The organism is Methanobrevibacter sp., assembly GCF_045644645.1.
Classification (GTDB): domain Archaea; phylum Methanobacteriota; class Methanobacteria; order Methanobacteriales; family Methanobacteriaceae; genus Methanocatella.
Genome location: NZ_JAZRHE010000010.1, coordinates 17,652 through 36,751, shown reverse-complemented (window position 1 = coordinate 36,751; position 19,100 = coordinate 17,652). Strand labels below are relative to the sequence as shown.

The window sequence follows — 19,100 nt, the reverse complement described above, 5'->3', positions numbered from 1 at the left end:
AAAGATTACATCAAACCTGGTGTAGAAGTAGATGACAGCATTTTCAACTTAATGGAAATGGTTATCAGAGCTTACGATCCATGTTTATCTTGTGCTACCCACACAATGGATAGCCAAATGAGATTAGCTGAAGTAGATATTGTAGACAGTGAAGGAAACCTCATTAAAAAATTCTAAATTTAAGGGGGTTTTTATAAAATGATTGTATTTAATGAAGATGGCTGTATAAAATGTGGTGCTTGTGAAGGTACTTGCCCTACATCAGCTATTGAGGTAACACCTAATGCTATTATTCACTGTGACACTTGTGGTGAAGAACCAAAATGTGCTGATGCTTGCCCTAACGGAGCATTAAAAGTAGAACAATACGAAATTGCTGAAGGCATCGAACAAGCAAGATTAGTATTCAACTCTATCTTATGTGACTCCTGCGGCAAATGTGAAGAAGTCTGCCCACAAGAAACTATTAAAGTCACTGGTGAAAAATTAAAAGAAGTTGAAGGTTTCTGCGTAATGTGTCAAAAATGTGTTGACATTTGCCCAGTAGATGTAATTGGAGTTCCTGGTGTAAAAGAACCTGTCGAATATGAGTTAGATCTCAAAGGCAAAGGTCCTGTTTACATCAAGGATTGTGTCGGATGTGGAACTTGTGTAGAACCTTGTCCTGTAAACGCAATTACCCTTGAAGAAGTTGGAAGTCCTGTTACTGTAAGTGATGATTGTATCAGATGCGGTTTATGTTCACAAACCTGTCCTTGGAATGCAATCTTCATTGCTGAAAAAGTACCTGTTAAACGTACTAAAGAAATCAAATCTTTCACTTTCGACTCCGCTAAATGTATCGGTTGTAACACCTGTGTAGAAGCATGTCCTGGAGACTTCATTGCTGCAAACAGCGCAAGCTTAACTGTAGCAATCCCTAGCGTATGTGCTGCATGTGGTTTATGTGTAAAACTTTGTCCTGTTGACGCATTAGAAATTGATGTGGAATGGGGTGAAGGTGCACCTGTAGATGCAGAAGGTATTGGAAGAGATGTAGAAAAATGTGATTTCATCGGTGCATGTGCCAACAAATGTCCTACTGAAGCAATTCGTGTAGTTACCAAAACCGGTATGTCCTGTCCTGCTTTAGTAGAAACTGATGACGAACCATCTTTCACAAGTTGTATTAGATGTGGAGCTTGTGCTTCCATGTGTTCTAACGATGCATTGAAAGTAGAACAATACGAAGTAACCATTGATGGCGAACCTGTTGTAAGAGACAGAATTGCATTCAACCCATCTAAATGTGACCAATGTGGTGACTGTATCGAAGCATGTCCATATGACATGATCCACAAAACAGAAAATCCTAAATTACCAATTGCAGGATTCTGTACCTTATGTGGTCAATGTATTGAGGCATGTCCTGAAGACGCATTATGTTATAAATAGGTGTGAACACACCTTTTTATTTTTCTTTTTTTAAAATTAGTTATAATTTATCCATTACTGTTTTTCCGTTGACTATTGTCATTACCGGCATTCCAATATATCTTTTCCCATCAAATGGGGAGTATTGTGCTTTAGTTTCAAATTCATCTATATTGAATGTGCCTTCCCTTTTCAAATCAATGACAGTAAAGTCTGAATCCTTTCCGATGGCTATTTCTCCTTTGTTTTCCAAACCATAAACCTTTGCAGCATTTTGAGAGAATATTTTCGGAATCAAATCAAAATCAATATTTCCTTTGTTTACTTCAGTTAGGATAAGTGGAACAACAGTTTCCAGATTCGGTATTCCTGGTGATGAGTCCCATACTCCTTTCTGCTTGTCTTCTATAGTATGAGGGGCATGGTCTGTTCCGATTATGGAGGTTTCGTCCAAATCGCTGATTCTCACACTTTCCTGCTTTTCCCTTAGCGGAGGATTTGTTTTCATGAATGTTCCATATGTATCGTATGCGGAATTGTCCAGCAAGAGGTGGTGTGGTGTAAATTCCCAGCTTACCTGCTGTGTTCTGCTTGCATCCTTTGCAAGTTCCAATGATTTCCTTGAGCTTAAATGACAGACGTGCAAAGATAAGTTGTTTTTTCCTGCAAGCTCTATTGCCTGCTTTACTGATTCATCCTCGGAAGCAGCTGGTCTTGCATAGCTGTAGTCGATAGTTTCATTTTCATCCTTTTGCTTCAATTTGGAGGTTTCACTTTCAACTATTGATTTTTTCTCGCAATGGGTTGCAACAAGACCGTTGTAGTCAGTTTTCTCCTTCAATAAAGACAAATCATGGAATATGCTCTCCAAATCTTCATCGCTTTCGAGATCCATGAATATCTTAAAGGCAATAGGCTTCAGCTCAACCATTTTTTCCATTTCGTCAAGGATGTTGGTTCCTGCAAAAAGCTCGAAGTTCACGACGGATTTGGATTCGGCTATTTTCATCTTTTCCTTAAGTGCCTTGTATGTGTCGGTTTTTGGAAGGGTGTTCGGCATATCGAATACTGTTGTGAACCCTCCGTTTGCAGCGCTCAGGCTTCCTGTTCTGAAATCCTCTTTTTGGGTTAATCCAGGATCTCTGAAGTGTATGTGGGGGTCGATGAAACCTGGAAGTATGTAATTGTTTTTGACATCTATTGTTTCATCAGCATTAATTGGTGTTTTTGAGATGTCTGCAATCTTTCCGTCATCCACTCCGATGTAATGTTCTCCAATTTTATCTACCAGTCTGCAGTTTTTTATAACCAAATCCATATTTTGACTCCCAATGCTTTTCTGTAATTAAATATATGTATGATTAAACATAAGTTTTTTTTAATTTAAAAATTATATTTTATTTCATGGCCAATGTTTCTGATATTCTTAAGAGAGATATGAATTTATTTTTGAATGATTTGGATAGTGAATGTAAAATTTCTAATACTTCATCTGACATTAATTTAGTTGCAGATTTTACTGAATATAATCCTTTACATAATGGCCATTTTCATTGCATGAAAACTGCAAAACATCATTTTCCTAACTCGTTATTTGTAGCTATTGTACCAGGATTATTTGAGAGAAGTGGTAGGGGCATTCCATATATATTGCCAAGACAACTTAGGGCAGAAATTGCAATTTCTGTTGGTGCAGACATTGTTGTTGAAGGTCCTCCAATGGGAATAATGGGGTCTGGCCAATATTCATTATGCCTCTGCAAGATGTTTCAGGCGCTTAATACTTCATATATTCCGAGGGGCTACAAGAAAGTTGATGGAATTGATGAAATTTTAAAAAGAATCAATTTAGGTCATCACGTAGCGCCTAAACCATATAGGATTGTTGATAAGACAACCGGTGAAACTCTTCTAAAAGGCAAACTTGAAGAGGATAACTATGTCATTACCTCTTTTTCCAATTCATTATCAAAGATAGGCTTTGATTTTAAGGACAAATTCTTATTTGTTGAAAGAATAGGTGGTGTAAGCGGTACTTTAATAAGGCAAAGCATTTTGGAAGATAACTTCAGTGAAGTTTTAGATATGATGCCTCCAAAAACAGTTGAAGTACTAAAGCAGGCCATTAAGGATGATGATATCATTTATGGAATTCGGGATGTTGAATCAATTCTGGCCACTGCAAATAAATTCACTTTTAATCAATTATCTGCTTTAAATTTATTCAATGACAAATTAGCTCAAAACATTGTGGATAATCGACCTTTTGATAATTTGGATGATTTAAAGGAATCGATATTATATGGATTTTCAACACATTTTAAGGAACGAATTATCAGCATTTTGGAAAATCCAATTAAAAAAAATAGTATTTCCGGATATATTGACAGATATCCATCAAATATCCGGGTTTTAGGATATAAAAATGAAGAGTGTTTGGAAAGATTTAAGCAAAAAATAAATAATGAAAATATTTCACTATTTACAGCTTAATATTGTTAATAACATTTTGAGGATTTCTAAGTCCAAATACAGCATCCATAAATGTAGGATAAGTGTTGTGTAATATGAATAAGTAAATTAAGTAATATACAACAATTAAAATAACAATAACTAGAACTACTGTTAATAAGATATCAACAATTCCCATCGGCTCTTTTTCTTCCTGATAATTTAAATTATGGATGGATTTTTCATTTTTAATGTTTCTTGGTTCAATTCCTTGTTCTCTTAAGATTTCAGCCCTAATTCTTGCTTCCATTTCTTCAGGAGTCTCTGCTCTTTTAGGTCTTCTTGGTTCTGGAGCAGGTGCCTCTCTAGGAGTGTATGGTTTTCTTGTTAAAGATCCGTATTGTTCCTCATCTTTCGCGAGTTGTTCATTTAGTGGAATTTCATTTTCGTCAAAGTATAAATCATCTAAATATTTTTCATACTTGTCTTCTAAATCGAGTCTAGCACTGGTTGGCTGAGGTTCGTAAGAATGGTCGGGATATATGAATCCATCTCCTTCTGCAGCGACTTGACTTGCAATCTCTTCTTTAGGGTATTCTGTAGCTACTTGAACAGGTCTTTCTTCACGCAATAAAGAAGAGTCAGGCCCTCCAGAATACTCAATGCTGTCCCTAATATTATATGGGGAATCGTCAATTGCCCCATGATATTCTTGAACAATAGGTTCTTTAGGGGCGGCTGGAGCTTCTTCTGGTGGAGCATATATGTTGTATGCAGATTCTTGTACAGGTTCCTCTTGAGTTTGGTTTTCTGTTTCAATGCCTATAATTTGTTGTAAGCAATCTTTACAATAGATTTTACCAGCAATTTCTAAACCACATTCTTTACAAATTTGTTTTCCACAGATTGCACAAACGTCTGTGCTTTCTCTTTCCGGATGATAATGACATGCCATAATATAACACTCTCATAAAAATTAATTATATTAATTTATTATATTTTTTTTATTTATATAAAACTTTGCTATTTTTAATAGTTTTTTTTCAAAGTTATTTCAAGATATTGATTATATTAAAAATTAGCTATTTTTTTGTTTTTTTAATTATTTTTTCAGCGACAATTTCAGAAGCTATTAGGTCATCTGCAGTTGCAAGGAAACTCCCAAGATTTTTAGAGGCGATCTCATAATTAATTCTATTGTCATTTAACTCAGATTCAAGGTAATTTTCGTTATCCACTTCCAATGAATCAAAAATAAGTTTTGCATCATTTTTGTTTTTATAATTAAATACAATATTTCCGTTTATTTTCATAAAAATCACTAGTTGTTGCTACCATTATATTTATGTTATGACTAATAATATATTTGTTATTATATTCTGAAAATAGGGTAACATTTATTAATAACTAAAGTAATATATTTAAGTATTCTATTATATTACGACATATAATTTTTATATAGCTATCTTAGAAAAATTATTAATTCATAGCTATTTTTTAATTAAACATGTTTAACATGTTAATTTTATTTCGGAGGAATAATTATGGTTCGTGCTTATACAAGAAGAGATTATATTAGAAAAACCCCAAATTCAAGAATCGTACAATACGATATGGGAAACTTAAGAGAGGAATTCCCAGTTTCTATTAGTTTAGCTGTTAAAAAGCCTACTCAAATAAGACACAACTCTTTAGAAGCTGCAAGGATTGCTTCTAACAGATTAATGCAAAGAGCTGCTGGTAGAATGGGTTACCACTTAAAATTAAGAGTTTACCCTCACCAAATTGTAAGGGAAAATCCAATGGCAACTGGCGCAGGTGCAGATAGGGTTCAAAGCGGTATGAGAAATGCATTCGGTAAACCTATCAGTGTTGAAGCTATTGTTAAAAAAGATCAAAGAATTATCACTATTGATTGTAATGCAAAAAACTTTGAGGAAGCTAAAGTTGCGTTAAAAAGAGCAGGTATGAAAATACCAGTTCCATGTAAAATAGTTGTGGACAAAGGTGCAGAGTTAATTAAATAATCATATATAATTAACTTTTTTCTACTTTTTTTTATTATCACTTTTTTTATATCATTTTATAATTAAATATTTAAACATTAAAATTTAAAGTTAATATTATATAATTGGCTATGTTTTTTTTTTATCTAAACTATCGTCAATATATTAATATTTTCAAACCAAGAGGTTATTTTTCATGTATGTTGTAAAATTTGAGGATTTAAATAAATCTGACATCGGGATTGCAGGTGGAAAAGGTGCTAATTTGGGTGAATTGACCCAAGCAGGCATTCCAGTACCGCCAGGTTTTGTAGTAACTGCAGAAACTTATGAAAAGTTCATGGAAGACTCTGGAATTAATAGTCAAGTAATGGATATTCTTGATAAAATTGATATTAATGATACTAAAGCACTTCAAGCTGCTTCTGAAGAGATTAAATCTTTAATCATTGCCACCCCTGTTCCAGAAGATATGACTACTTTAATTACTGAAGCTTATAATCAACTTTGTCAAAGGGTTGGTGAAGATGATACGGATGTGGCTATTCGTTCTTCAGCTACTGCAGAAGATTTGCCTGAAGCTTCTTTTGCAGGTCAACAAGATACTTTTTTACATGTTTCTGGAAATGATGAGGTAATGGAGTATATTAGGAAATGTTGGGCTTCCTTATTTGAGGCAAGAGCAATTTTCTACAGAGAAGAAAACAATTTCGAACATTCTAAAGTATTCATTGCTGTTGTAGTTCAAAAGATGGCTAATGCTGATAAAGCAGGTGTAATGTTTACAGTAAACCCATCCACTGGTGAAGAAATTGCTTTAATCGAAGGGTCATGGGGACTTGGTGAAGCTGTAGTGTCTGGAGATGTAACACCTGATAATTATCAAGTTGACAAAAGGAATAATGAAATCATCAATGTGACCATTAGCGACAAAAAAGTAATGTACACTAATGATGAAAACGGTACCAGTATCAAAGTCGATGTTGATGAAGATAAAAGAAAAGAAAGAGTTTTATCTGATGAAGAGCTCATCGAATTAACTGAAATGGGTAAAACTGTTCAGGCTCATTATGGTGAACCGATGGATACTGAATGGGCTTTTGAAAACGGTAACTTATTCTTATTACAAGCAAGGCCAATCACCACTTTAGGTGATGCAGATGTTGAAGCTGATGATGATGTTGCATCTGATTTAGGTGAAGTTCTTGTTAGGGGTCTTGGTGCAAGTCCAGGAATGGCTTCCGGCAGTGTTAAAATAGTTTTAGATATTGATGAATTGGATAAAATTGAAGATGGTGACATCATGGTTACAACAATGACCACTCCAGATATGGTTCCTGCTATGAGAAGGGCTAGTGGTATTGTCACTGATGAAGGTGGAGTAACTTGCCATGCATCAATCATCTCTCGTGAACTTGGAATTCCTTGTGTTGTAGGTACTGGTGACGCTACAACCACATTGGAAGAAAATTCGGGAGTTACATTAGACGGTAAAAAAGGATTGGTATTTGAAGGTATTTCTGAGGCCAAAGCTGAAGAAGCACCAGTTGCAGCAGCTGTTGGAGCAGCCCCAATCTTAACCGTAACTGAAGTTAAAGCGAATGTAAGTATGCCTGAAGCCGCAGAAAGGGCTGCCGCTACAGGTGCTGATGGTGTTGGACTTTTAAGAACTGAACATTTAATGTTGACAGCAGGTATTCACCCTGGCAAATTCATTTCTGACGGCAGGGAAGACGAATTGATCGATACCATTGCAGACAATGTTCAAATTGTAGCAGATGCATTCTATCCAAAACCAGTATGGTACAGAACTTTGGATGCACCTACTGACGAATTCATCACCTTGGAAGGTGGGGAAAACGAACCTAGGGAACACAACCCAATGCTTGGTTGGAGAGGAATCAGAAGGGAACTTGACCAACCTGAAATCCTTAAATGCGAATTTAAAGCAATTAAAAAATTGCATGAAAAAGGATACACAAACATTGGCATCATGATTCCATTATCACAAAGTCCTGCTGAATTGGTTCAAGCTAAGGCATTATGTTCCGAAATAGGTTTGGAACCTCACAAGGATGTTGACTTTGGAATGATGGTTGAAATTCCAGCCGCAGCAATCATGATTGATGACTACATCGACATTGGAATAGACTTTGTAAGTTTGGGAACCAATGACTTAACTCAATATACTCTTGCTGTTGACAGAAACAATGAGTTTGTAGCAAAACACTATACTGAAGAACACCCTGCAGTAATGAAGTTAATTGAAAGAACAATTAAAAAATGTGTTGCAGCAGGCGTTAAATGCAGTATTTGTGGTCAAGCAGGCAGTGTACCGCACATTGTTGAAAAACTTGTTGGATTTGGAATCACAAGTGTATCATCAAATGCTGATGCTGTAGAAGAAGTTAGAAAAACTGTTGCTCGTGCTGAGCAAAAAATTATTCTCGACGCTGCCCGTAAACGTTTAGAATAATTTTATTCTTTCTTTTTTTTATTTTTTTTTAATTAATAATTTGAAAAATTAGGTTGTTTTATGAAAGATGAACCAATGGACAAAGAGGATATTTTAAAAGAGTTATCCGAACTTCATAAACTAGATTATGATTATGCTGATGGGAGAATTTTAGGTTCAATGTGTACACAGGCACATCCATTTGCAAAGGAAGTTTACTGTAAATTTTTGGATTCTAATCTTGGAGACCCGGGATTATTTAAAGGAACTAAATATCTTGAAGATGAGGTTGTGAAGTCTATTGGTAATTTATTGTCTCTTGATGAGGCTTATGGTAATATTGTGACTGGAGGGACTGAAGCGAATATAATGGCGGTTCGCGCAGCTAGGAATCATGCTAGAAAATACAAGGGCATTGTTGATGGGGAAATAATTATTCCGAGTTCAGCTCATTTTTCATTTAAAAAAGCGGCAGACATGTTAAATTTAAAAATTGTTGAAGCAAATTTGGATGAAAATTATAAAATGGATGTTGAATCAGTTAAAGAATTAATTTCTGATAAGACTGTTGCTATTGTGGCTATTGCGGGTACAACTGAATTGGGTTTGATTGATCCTATTGAAGAGATTTCCAAAATAGCTCTTGAAAATAATATCTATTTCCATGTCGATGCAGCATTCGGTGGTTTTTCAATTCCATTTTTAAAGGAAGCGGGTTATGATTTGCCTGTTTTTGATTTTTCACTTGAAGGGGTCTGTTCTATTACTGTGGATCCTCATAAGATGGGTTTGGCACCAATTCCTGCTGGAGGAATTATTTTTAGAAAAGAGGAATATTTGCAGGTCATGGCTGTTGATTCACCATATTTAACCGTTAAAACTCAATCCACCATTGTGGGAACTCGTTTAGGAGCAGCTTCTGCTGCAACATATGCGATTATCAATTATTTTGGTAAAAAGGGATATTCGCGGATGGCTCAGGAATTGATGGAAAATACTTATTATTTAAAAGATGGTTTGCAGGAGATTGGCTATGAGATTGTTTGTGAGCCTGAATTAAATCTTTTGGCATTCAATCATCCTAATGTTGAAACTCACGAATTTGCTGAAAAATTAGAAAAGTTTGGATGGAAAGTTTCTATTGCTAAATGCCCTACTGAAGCTATTCGTGTGGTGTTGATGAATCACATTAAAAGAAGCCATTTAAAAGAATTGTTAGAAGATTTAAAAGAAATCTACTAACTATTGTTCCTCTATTTTTTCAACATACATTAATGGATAATTGAGCTCTTCAATAAACTCAATTCTTATAGTTGCTTTGACATTATCAACTTTTGTAAAGATTTTAACGTCTAACATATCTCCAGTAAGTGAAGTGTAATCAAATTCGGTCATAGATTCTTCTAATTTATCAAATCTAATTTCAACTTGCACATCTTCAATAGCTGGCTGCAACTTTAAAGATTCCTCCATGCTTGTTTCTAGACTTTTTTTAGAATTTTTATTGACGGGGGTTCCAACAAACTGATGGAATAAAGCCCCCATACTTATAGCACCTTCAAATATGGCTCTTTCTCTTTTGGTTATATTTGAAAAGTATGTTTTATCAACATCCATTATAATCCTCCATTTAGCCAGATGATTTTATTATATATTAATTCCGAAGGTATAGGGTTTATACAACAATATAATAGAATTGCTGATATTATTAAAACAATCGCTAAAATGTAAATTCTGTTATTTTTAGGATAGAAGAATGAGAATACAAGTCCAATCACTAAAAACATTGCAGTTATTATTATAGCATTTGATTCTTGAGGATTATTCTTGATAATTGTAGTATTTATCGGATTTTGAGCAGTCAATTCTCCTTCAATGATTAGTCTGTTTTCAGTAGAACCTATTGGATCACATGTAATTAGATACAATGTATTTCCATTTTCTTTTGCATTAAGTTCATAGGTTGCAGGAACGATTGTGGAGTTCACTACTTTGTAATTCAATTCCCCAATTCCCGGCCATTCTAATAATATTGTATCTCCCGCTTTAAGCTCATTAAGTCTTAAAAACGGTGAACCTTGGAGTGTTCTATGTCCAAATAATAAAGTATCTCCTTGTGTAGGCTTATATGAACTGGAATCATGCATTACTCCTTGGGAAAGAGACACATTATTTATTTTCTCGTCAACGCCGATTGAGGGGATATAAACTGTTGGGGAGTCAACATTTCTTTCAACACTTATTTTGGATGAAAAATAATTAACTTCTCCCATTGCATATAATCCGATTATTATAATACATATGATTACTATTATTGTTGTAATACTTGGTTTTTCCATAATATCCCTTTTGTTAAATCTAATATATTAGTTTTCTTAATTTTGATATGTGGAATTAATCTCATTAATCATCCAATTAGGGGCATTAGCCGTTGGAATTGTTAATACAATGTTTTCCATATTATTTATCATAAATGAGACTTTGTCCTGAGGTGTTTCTATTAGAAGCATATACTGTGCGTCTAAATCGCCTAAATTAATCTGCCTTTCATAATCGGATAATTTTATCCCATAATTTCTAAGCATTTTAAATGTTTGCTGTTCATCATATCCGTTCATTATGCTTCCTTTTATCATTTCCAGTACATTTGAAGAGAATTTTTTAGTGTTTTCATGGGGGTTAGTGTTATTTCCATCAACAATCGTATTTGATTTTGAATATTCAGAGTCAACCTCTCCATTTTCTTCATATCTCATTATAGCCAATACGGTGCATCCACTAATGTCGGGGCTAGTATTATTTGAATTTAAACCTTCATTTGTATTATTTAAATCAGAATAGACATCTACCACGCTTCCAACATTTATTAAACCTGCACCTGCCTGCAGTCTTGAAATTAAAACGGGAACAGATACAGTATTTGGTTTTTGAAAATGGATTTTTGATAGTGTCCCTGCATCATTTTCATTGACAGTTTTAATGGCTTCGTTTTCAGACATTATGATGTTCTTACTTTCATTTGAATAAACGACCATTGTCCTATTGTATTTGTCTAAACTTGATCTTATTGACTTTTGATGATAGGATTTCCAATCTTTTGTGGCGGGACTTAAAATATTTACTCTCTCCACTCCCTCAATTGTTTTCCCGTTTTCAATTTCATTTTCTAAAGTCATTGCATTGGGGGATGTTGTCAATGCTCCGCTGTACAATTCGTGAAGCTCATTTAATTTTGTTGTTTTTTCAAGAGATAACTCTTTTTGATAAGGTTCGTATATTATAAAATAGTAAGAAGAAATTATTAATGTAGTTAGAATTATAAGAGTTATAATAACTCCGATTTTCTTCTTTTTTTCATTTTCACTCACATCTGTTGTGCTGGGGGTTAAGTAGACTCCCAATTTGTGATTCAATTTTTTTAATGATGATAGTTCTTCCTTTTTTGGTTTTGGTTTTGGCAATGTTTCTTTTTGCTTGTTTATTTCTTCAAAACCTTTAGGGAACAAATGATTCCTTGGTTTTTTATTCATGTTAACTACTCCTTTTTAATAAATTTAGATGGTTAATTTAATTAATAGGAGTAATGCAATCTCATTTTTTAATTAAATTGCTGAGAAGGTAGTATAAACAGAATATCAACAATATTAATGCGGGAATGTTGATATTAAATAAAACAGTTGGTATTGGAAGAATGATTAGTATGATAAGTATACAAGATATTGCAATTATTGGTATATTTGAGAATTTGGGATATTTGACATTGCTAATCATAAGTAATGAAACTATAATGCTTAATAATAGTGCAATATATGTGTTGTACAATCCACTTAAGTAATATGTTGCAATTATTAAAGATATTCCTGGAATTGGAAATCCAATAAATCCGCTTATGTTTACATGGTCTGCAATTACATTATATCTTGTTAATCTCAAAACTCCGCAAACAACAATTAATAAGCTGACAAGTATTACTATTGACTGTAATAGTGTTGATGTGGTGTTAATTGATGTATAAATGAATACTGCGGGAGCTGCACCAAAGGATATTGCATCAGATAGGGAATCAATGTTTTTTCCAAAACCTAAGCTATCCTGCCTATTTGTTTTTCGAGCTACCCAACCATCTATGGAGTCAAACATGATTGCAATAATCATTAAAATAGCCGCTAGTTCAAAATTTTGATTTATTGAACATATTATTGATAAAAAACCAGAACTCATATTCAATAATGATACGAAGTCTGATATGGCTAGAAAATTTTGAATGTTTATTTTTTCAATTTCCATGTTTTAACTCCAGTAATACTTTATCGGTTATTTCTTATTAATTTTATCTTATAATTGGCTTTATTATTATTTATATTTATTTTTAATTATTTATAAGTGTTATTTTTTCGTAATAAAAAAGATTTACTTATTATTTTAGAATTTAGTTTAAACTTGAATTATTTTCTTAGTTTTAATATTGATTTTATTCACAAATCTTTTAAAAAGTTATATTTATTTATTTATTTTCAATATTGGGGATAAACGATAAAATATATATAATAATAGTTTTTAAAGATATTAATTGTTAGACTTTATTAAATAGCTAAAAGAATTAAAGTTAAATCAATTATTTTTAATTTTTGAGACTATTTGTGGAGTTAAATGATATTGGATTAATATAATGCGAGTAGTTAAATGATTGAAGATAATATACGTGTTCTTAGGCAAGCTGCAATGGTTACATCAGATAAAAATTATAAAATAGAAAAGAGCTGGTGTGTTATTGCAGGAAATGCGGAATTAATTGATGATATGGCTTATAAAGCTATCGCATCAAATCACAATGTTAAAATATTGTTTAGGGAGCATGTTATATTAAATGAAGGAAAATTAGATAAAAAATTTGATTTTATCATGCTTTATGGTAATTCGATTATAATCAACGATTTCAAAAGGGAAACTAGTCAACGTGGTGGTGCATTCATTAGAATTCCACGCAGTTACTTGGGTGAGGAGCCTAATTTAATGGCTTTTATTGCTCCTGATGATGTAATTAGAAATGTTGTTTCCATAATTGAAAAATCTAAAATTCCATTTGCAATCTTGCAAGAATCTCAAACTACTAGTTTTATAAATATCGATATAAGTAATGAAGTGAGATTACCAAACTTCATCAAATCTGCTTTGAAGCCTTTTTATAATGCCAATGAAGTCGTTTTATCAGCGATTTTACTTTCTGTTGATAAGAATGTGCATGTTGGGAAGGTTCAAAGTGTTGCTACATCAAATAAAGTTTTCGTTATAGATTTTAAAGATATTGTAACGGAGGATTAATCATGAATATTTTTGGAAAAGATGAGGAAGAACCAGAAGTTACTAATACTAAAGTTATTAGCAATAGTTTAGGAATTGACTTAGGAACTTTAAACACTGTTATTGCAAAACCTTCAGGAGATAAATTTGACTTATATCAAATACCATCTGTTGTGGCTGTTAAAAAAGATGACCCATCTGAAGTTTTAGCTGTTGGTGAAGAAGCTAAAAGAATGCTTGGAAGAACTCCAGAGGACATTCTTGCAGTAAGACCTTTGAAAAAAGGTGTTATTGAAAATGTTGTTCAAGCACAAGCATTACTTATTAAAGCAATGCAAATCGGTATTAATGAGGGAGAAAGTGTTGGAAGGATTGTTATTGGAATTCCTGGCGATGCATCCGAAGTAGAAAAGAATGCTGCTGAAGAAATAGGAAGAAAAGCTGGCGCTCAAAATATTTTAGTTATCAGTGAAGGATTAGCAGCAGCTATTGGTGCTGGATTACCTATTGCTGAGCCAAACGGAACTATGGTTATTGATATTGGTGCCGGATCCACTGATGTTGTAATTATATCTCTTGGTGGCATTAATGACATTGAAACTGTTAGATGTGGTGGAGATGATATCGATAATAAAATAGTGGAACTTGTCGCTGAGAAATATGATGTAGCTATTGGTATTCATGATGCAGAATCCGCAAAGATTGAAGTGGGTATGGTTCATTGTAGTGAACAACTTGAAAACTTAAGTGTTGAAGTTATTGGTAAATCTTTAGAAACTAACAGGCCTAAGAAAGTTGTCATTGACTCAATGTTAGTTGCTGATGCTGTAGAACCATTTATGCAACAAATTATTGGTGGATTAAATGTAATTTTAGAAAGATTGTCCCCTGAGTTAATGATGGGTGTCTACAATAATGCTGTTGCTGTTGGTGGAACTTCTAGACTCCGCGGAATAAAAGAAAGAATCTTTGATGAAATCTCTATTCCTATTGAAATTTCCGAAGATCCAATGACTGTTGTAGCAAAAGGTACTGCTATTGTTGCTGCAGAACCACTTGCTTTAGAACCTGAAGTCCGTCTTAGGGCAATGAAATAAATTTTATAATTTATTTCTTTTTTTTTACTTTTTTTGTTAACTGATTTTTATGGATATTTTAGGTATTGATGAAGCTGGAAGGGGTTCTGTTTTAGGACCTTTGGTAATTGCAGGAGTAATCATTCCCGAAAAAATGAATAAGATTCTTGAAAGAATGGGAGTTAAAGATTCTAAGAGATTAGCCCCTCATAGGCGTACGATATTATCAAGAAAACTAAAAAAGATGTTTGATTATGATATTGTTGTAATTTCCGCTTTAGAAATTGATCAAATGAGGGCTGATGGAATAAACCTTAATGACATTGAAAAAAATGCTATGAGGGATTTAATCATTAAGATGAATCCTGAAAAAGCAATTGTTGATGCTGTTGATGTTAAGGCTGAGAGATTTCAGGACAGTCTTTGCAAATCAACTGATGTTGATGTTGTCGCTGAACATAAGGCGGATGATAAATATATTCAGGTAAGTGCGGCATCCATCATAGCGAAAGCCGAAAGGGATGCTCAAATTGAAGAAATTAATAAGGAATATATTAAAATGGGCGGCATTGGTTCAGGATATCCTTCAGACCCAACAACAAAAGAATTCTTAACTAATTTCACTTATGATGAAATGCCGGATTTTGTTAGAAGGTCATGGGCCACTGTGTCAAAAATGAAATAATTTTTCTATTTTTTAAATAATATTTAAGTATAGGTATTTATAAATTTATTTTTATACATTTTTTCAATATGAGATAAAATAGAGGATGAATATGATTATTGAGTATATTACTTCATTTTTCAATGGGATTATGGATATCTTTACTCAAGGTGGGGTTATCACTTATATCATTCTTTTTATAGGTGTATACGGTCTAATAATCGCCATTAGAAAAATTGCATACCTTAAAAAAATTAGTAAGGTCGATACTACTGAAATATTTGGTGTTGTGACCGCTTCTATGGAAAGGGGCGGAGCCGTTGAAGCGTTAAAACAAATTAACGGTTTTAAGAATCCTATTTCCAGGATTATTTCTGAAACTTTAAAAATTGGTTATAAAAACAAAACGGAAGTTGAAGAAAGTATGGAGCAAATCTTCATTGTTGAAGTTGCAAAAATGACTAAAGGATTAAATACTCTTAAGACTCTCACGGAATTGGCACCATTTTTAGGTTTGATAGGTACTGTTATTGGTATTTGGATGACATTCAAATCATTAGGTGTCCATCCCGATTCTGCAGCTATGGCTGAAGGTATTTATGTTGCATTGACCACTACTATCATGGGTCTTTTAGTAGCAATTATTCTACTTCCATTGTATACATATATCCAAGGTTTGATTGAAGCTGAAATGGATAAAATCGAGCTTGCTACAAAAATGACAAATTGGGGTTATGCTGTTGTTAAAGTTAGGGTTGATTCTAATGTGGAATGTGCATTGGAAGCTCTTCAAGAGGCTGAGGGTGTTGTAAATACAAGATTAATTTCAGACCCTTATGCTAATATTAAGGTTTCTTTTAAACCAAGTATGTTGGATAAAAGTATTTCGAATATTATTTTAGAAAAGTGTAATGTTAATGCTGAAATCACTGAAAGTAAACTAAAACAATAGGTGGTAATGTGACTATTGATGTAAAAAAACATAAAAAGAAGATAGTTGATCAAAAACCAAGCATCAATTTAGTTCCTTTTATTGACATTCTTTTTACTATTATGATTTTTTTAGTTGTTACAAGTAATTTTTCAGCAACTGATGTTCAAACTGATGATGCTACTGCTGCAGATGATGCATCCGGAAAGCCAAATGTCACTGATGTTTCTGGTGATGCACAATATTATGTGATGCCTGTTGCAAATCTGCATAAAGTTGTTGTTAACGGTCAGGATCGCTCGGATGCCATTTCGGGTAGTGCCGTAGGCGTGCAAGCTAATGTGATTGATGGTGGGCAAATTCAAATAAAACCTGGTGAAATAATAATTAATACTCCTCCTGGAGTTTCAGTCCAAGATGCTGTCCAACGTCCAGAACTTTAAATTTGAGGGATGAAATATGTATACAGGGAGAATTTTATCAATTGGAATGAATAGTGATGGTAAACCTTTTGCAGCATATCGTGTATCAAGCAGGTCATTTCCTAATAGGCAATGTCTCAAATTTGATAAGCATGCGTCTGTTGTTCCGATAGAAGGTTTTGAAAAAGATATATTTAAGAATACTTATATTGCTTACAATTGCATTCGTATTGAAAGAGGCATGGCGATTGTATCAAATGGTTCTCAAACTGATGTGATTGCAGATAAAATAGCTTTAGGCATGAATATGAAAGATGCACTCGCATATTCTTTACTTACTATGGACTATGAAAAAGATGATTATAATACTCCAAGAATTGCTGCTGCAGTTTCTTCAAGTAGTGATGAGGGTGAGTATGCCTGTTATATAGGTATTGTTAATGATAAAAAGTTATTGGTTGAAGAGGTTCCATATGGTGAAGCGGCATTTATTTCAACATATGGCAGTCAAGTGCCTGATCCGGTAGAGTTTGATGCAAAAACATCAACCGAATCTGCCAAGTTTATTTTTGATGAAGGTACCTTTGCTAATTATGAAAAGCCTGTAACTTCTTCTGCAGCTGTTTTTGATGGTGAATGGGATATAGATATATATAACCCATAACTTTTTTTTATTTTACTTTTTTTTTTAGATGATATTATGACAATTGAATTAATTGGATTAGAGAACATACCTATTGTTGATGATAAAAGCGATATTTCACAAATCATTAAAGATGCTATCATCAAACAGGGTTGTCAACTTAAACATGGTGACATCATTTTAATAGCTGAAACATTGATTTCTAAATCTGAAGGCAATCTCATTAAACTTGATGAATTTGAACCTTCTGATTATGCGGTTGAATTGTCAAAAAAGACTAATAAAGACCCTAAATTAGTTGAAGCTATTTTAAGTGAATCTAGGGAAGTTGTTGAAATTGGTCCCAATTTTATTATAACTGAAACTAAACATGGCTTTGTCTGTGCCAATGCCGGTATCGATGAATCAAATGTGGGTGATGGTTTGGCTACTCCAATGCCGACTGATGCTGATAAGTCTGCTTTTGAAATTCGTGAATTTTTAGAACGGGAATTCGGTGAAGAAATTGCTGTTATAATTACGGACACTCAGGGAAGAGCATTCAGATTCGGTGCTATTGGCACTGCTATTGGATGTTCTGGAATATCTCCTATTTGGAAAAGGGTTGGTGAAAAAGATTTATACGGCAGAGAGTTAGAAACTACTGAAATTGCAACATGTGATGAGTTAGCGGCTGCTGCATCTCTTATTATGGGGCAAGCCGATGAAGGTCTTCCGGTGGTTCTCATACGCGGATTTAATAGTTTTGACATTTTAAGAAATGTTGATTCCAATATAGGGCAGGTACTAATGCCAAAAGAATTTGATGTATTTAGGAAATAAGTGAAATCATGATTACTGTTTTATCTGGAGGCACAGGCACTCCAAAATTACTGCAAGGACTTAAAGAAATTGTTAATCCTAAGGAATTGACAATTATTGTGAATACTTTGGAAAATGATTATTTTTCTGGAGTTTATGTTTCGGCTGATGTTGATACAGTTTTATACACCATGTCTGACATGATTAATGATGAATTGTGGTATGGTGTTAAAGGTGATACTTTTATCACTAACCAGCATCTTGAAGAGATTGGTTGTCCGGAATTGCTTAGAATAGGTGATATTGATAGGGCCACCAAAATACAAAAGACTCAATTGATGAAAAAATATGGTCTTAGCAAGGCTGTTGAAATTCAAGCGGAAAAAATGGGAATTCAATCTAAAATAATTCCGATGAGCGATGAGCAGTCTGATATTAAGATTATCACAGACATTGGGGAATTGGAGTTTCATGACTTTTTAATAAAACATCAGTCACAACCTGAAGTTTTGGATATTGAGTTTTCCAATGTTTCTCCTGCTGGTGGAATAATTGATGCTATTAGGAATTCTCAAGCAGTTATTATTGGCCCTTCAAATCCAATCACTTCAATTTCACCGATATTATCTTTAGAAGGTGTTCGCGATGCTTTAAAAGACACTTACGTTGTTGCGGTGTCTCCAATCATTGGGTCTGATTCTGTTTCAGGCCCTGCCAGCAAATTTATGAAAGCACTGGGTATTGATGTTTCATCAGTTGGTGTGGCATCATTATATGAAGATTTTCTTGATAATATTGTTATTGATTGTAAGGATTATGATAAAAAATCACAATTAAATCAAATAGTTAATAAGGTAACAGTTACAAATACTATAATGAATAATTTAGGTGCAAAAAAAAATTTGGCACAAATTATTATAGATAGTATTCCTTAATT

Annotated in this window: 20 protein-coding genes and 1 pseudogene; 14 read left to right on the top strand and 7 right to left on the bottom strand. The window is 33.6% G+C overall.

Features of this window, described 5'->3' with window-relative positions:
* Window positions 1–177, top strand: a pseudogene (locus ACKI4K_RS00585) (Ni/Fe hydrogenase subunit alpha); the annotation flags it as partial.
* 21 nt (window positions 178–198) lie between these two features.
* Window positions 199–1,434, top strand: a complete 1,236-nt coding sequence (locus tag ACKI4K_RS00580; protein WP_407421231.1) for a 4Fe-4S binding protein — start codon at window positions 199–201, stop codon at window positions 1,432–1,434.
* 40 nt (window positions 1,435–1,474) lie between these two features.
* On the opposite strand, the gene ACKI4K_RS00575 is transcribed toward ACKI4K_RS00580, so the two are convergent.
* On the bottom strand, window positions 1,475–2,731 hold the full coding sequence (locus tag ACKI4K_RS00575; protein WP_407421229.1) for a dihydroorotase: 1,257 nt from the start codon (window positions 2,729–2,731) through the stop codon (window positions 1,475–1,477).
* Between the two features lie 86 nt (window positions 2,732–2,817).
* On the opposite strand from ACKI4K_RS00575, the gene ACKI4K_RS00570 reads away from it, so the two are divergent.
* Window positions 2,818–3,906 carry a nucleotidyltransferase family protein gene (locus ACKI4K_RS00570; protein ID WP_407421227.1) on the top strand — a complete coding sequence of 363 codons (1,089 nt, stop codon included), beginning with the start codon at window positions 2,818–2,820 and terminating at the stop codon, window positions 3,904–3,906.
* Here the strand turns inward: ACKI4K_RS00570 and ACKI4K_RS00565 are convergent.
* Both ACKI4K_RS00565 and ACKI4K_RS00560 read right to left on the bottom strand, forming a co-directional pair.
* On the bottom strand, window positions 3,896–4,819 hold the full coding sequence (locus ACKI4K_RS00565) for a hypothetical protein (protein ID WP_407421225.1): 924 nt from the start codon (window positions 4,817–4,819) through the stop codon (window positions 3,896–3,898). The genes ACKI4K_RS00570 and ACKI4K_RS00565 overlap by 11 nt on opposite strands.
* A gap of 127 nt (window positions 4,820–4,946) precedes the next feature.
* Window positions 4,947–5,177 carry a KEOPS complex subunit Pcc1 gene (locus ACKI4K_RS00560; RefSeq protein ID WP_407421223.1) on the bottom strand — a complete coding sequence of 77 codons (231 nt, stop codon included), beginning with the start codon at window positions 5,175–5,177 and terminating at the stop codon, window positions 4,947–4,949.
* 231 nt (window positions 5,178–5,408) lie between these two features.
* Between ACKI4K_RS00560 and rplJ the strand changes: the two genes are divergently transcribed.
* From rplJ to mfnA, 3 genes are all read left to right on the top strand, one after another.
* Window positions 5,409–5,891 (top strand): 50S ribosomal protein L16, encoded by a 483-nt coding sequence (gene rplJ / locus ACKI4K_RS00555; protein WP_407421221.1) that lies wholly within the window; start codon window positions 5,409–5,411, stop codon window positions 5,889–5,891.
* A 175-nt stretch (window positions 5,892–6,066) separates the two neighbouring features.
* A complete protein-coding gene (gene ppsA, locus ACKI4K_RS00550; protein WP_407421219.1) occupies window positions 6,067–8,346 on the top strand; it encodes a phosphoenolpyruvate synthase in 2,280 nt (759 codons plus the stop codon).
* Window positions 8,347–8,406: 60 nt separating this feature from the next.
* Window positions 8,407–9,567: a tyrosine decarboxylase MfnA gene (mfnA, locus tag ACKI4K_RS00545; protein ID WP_407421217.1), complete on the top strand. Its 1,161-nt coding sequence runs from the start codon at window positions 8,407–8,409 to the stop codon at window positions 9,565–9,567.
* On the opposite strand, the gene ACKI4K_RS00540 is transcribed toward mfnA, so the two are convergent.
* From ACKI4K_RS00540 to ACKI4K_RS00525, 4 genes are all read right to left on the bottom strand, one after another.
* Window positions 9,568–9,942 (bottom strand): dihydroneopterin aldolase family protein, encoded by a 375-nt coding sequence (locus tag ACKI4K_RS00540; protein WP_407421215.1) that lies wholly within the window; start codon window positions 9,940–9,942, stop codon window positions 9,568–9,570.
* Entirely contained in the window at window positions 9,942–10,664 is a 723-nt protein-coding gene (locus tag ACKI4K_RS00535) for a class E sortase (protein WP_407421213.1), read from the bottom strand. The genes ACKI4K_RS00540 and ACKI4K_RS00535 overlap by 1 nt, the downstream gene beginning before the upstream one ends.
* Before the next feature lie 36 nt (window positions 10,665–10,700).
* The gene (locus ACKI4K_RS00530) at window positions 10,701–11,855 is read right to left on the bottom strand and encodes a hypothetical protein (RefSeq protein ID WP_407421211.1); all 1,155 of its coding nucleotides are present in this window, start codon (window positions 11,853–11,855) and stop codon (window positions 10,701–10,703) included.
* A gap of 61 nt (window positions 11,856–11,916) precedes the next feature.
* Window positions 11,917–12,612: an archaetidylserine synthase gene (locus tag ACKI4K_RS00525; protein ID WP_407421209.1), complete on the bottom strand. Its 696-nt coding sequence runs from the start codon at window positions 12,610–12,612 to the stop codon at window positions 11,917–11,919.
* Between the two features lie 396 nt (window positions 12,613–13,008).
* Here ACKI4K_RS00525 and ACKI4K_RS00520 point away from each other — a divergent pair, with 396 nt between their 5' ends.
* The 8 genes from ACKI4K_RS00520 to cofD all read left to right on the top strand — a co-directional run bounded on the left by ACKI4K_RS00520 (window position 13,009) and on the right by cofD (window position 19,098).
* Window positions 13,009–13,647, top strand: a complete 639-nt coding sequence (locus tag ACKI4K_RS00520) for a hypothetical protein (RefSeq protein WP_407421207.1) — start codon at window positions 13,009–13,011, stop codon at window positions 13,645–13,647.
* A 2-nt stretch (window positions 13,648–13,649) separates the two neighbouring features.
* The gene (locus ACKI4K_RS00515) at window positions 13,650–14,723 is read left to right on the top strand and encodes a rod shape-determining protein (protein WP_407421205.1); all 1,074 of its coding nucleotides are present in this window, start codon (window positions 13,650–13,652) and stop codon (window positions 14,721–14,723) included.
* Between the two features lie 49 nt (window positions 14,724–14,772).
* The gene (rnhB, locus tag ACKI4K_RS00510; RefSeq protein ID WP_407421203.1) at window positions 14,773–15,387 is read left to right on the top strand and encodes a ribonuclease HII; all 615 of its coding nucleotides are present in this window, start codon (window positions 14,773–14,775) and stop codon (window positions 15,385–15,387) included.
* A gap of 91 nt (window positions 15,388–15,478) precedes the next feature.
* Complete coding sequence (locus ACKI4K_RS00505) at window positions 15,479–16,318, top strand: MotA/TolQ/ExbB proton channel family protein (RefSeq protein WP_407421201.1); 840 nt, start codon at window positions 15,479–15,481, stop codon at window positions 16,316–16,318.
* 8 nt (window positions 16,319–16,326) lie between these two features.
* Window positions 16,327–16,740, top strand: coding sequence for a biopolymer transporter ExbD (locus ACKI4K_RS00500; RefSeq protein ID WP_407421199.1), 414 nt, complete (start codon window positions 16,327–16,329; stop codon window positions 16,738–16,740).
* A gap of 16 nt (window positions 16,741–16,756) precedes the next feature.
* The gene (locus ACKI4K_RS00495; RefSeq protein WP_407421197.1) at window positions 16,757–17,383 is read left to right on the top strand and encodes an IMP cyclohydrolase; all 627 of its coding nucleotides are present in this window, start codon (window positions 16,757–16,759) and stop codon (window positions 17,381–17,383) included.
* A 36-nt stretch (window positions 17,384–17,419) separates the two neighbouring features.
* Window positions 17,420–18,184, top strand: a complete 765-nt coding sequence (locus ACKI4K_RS00490; protein ID WP_407421195.1) for a coenzyme F420-0:L-glutamate ligase — start codon at window positions 17,420–17,422, stop codon at window positions 18,182–18,184.
* Window positions 18,185–18,192: 8 nt separating this feature from the next.
* Window positions 18,193–19,098, top strand: coding sequence for a 2-phospho-L-lactate transferase (gene cofD / locus ACKI4K_RS00485; protein ID WP_407421193.1), 906 nt, complete (start codon window positions 18,193–18,195; stop codon window positions 19,096–19,098).
* Window positions 19,099–19,100: the final 2 nt, after the last annotated feature.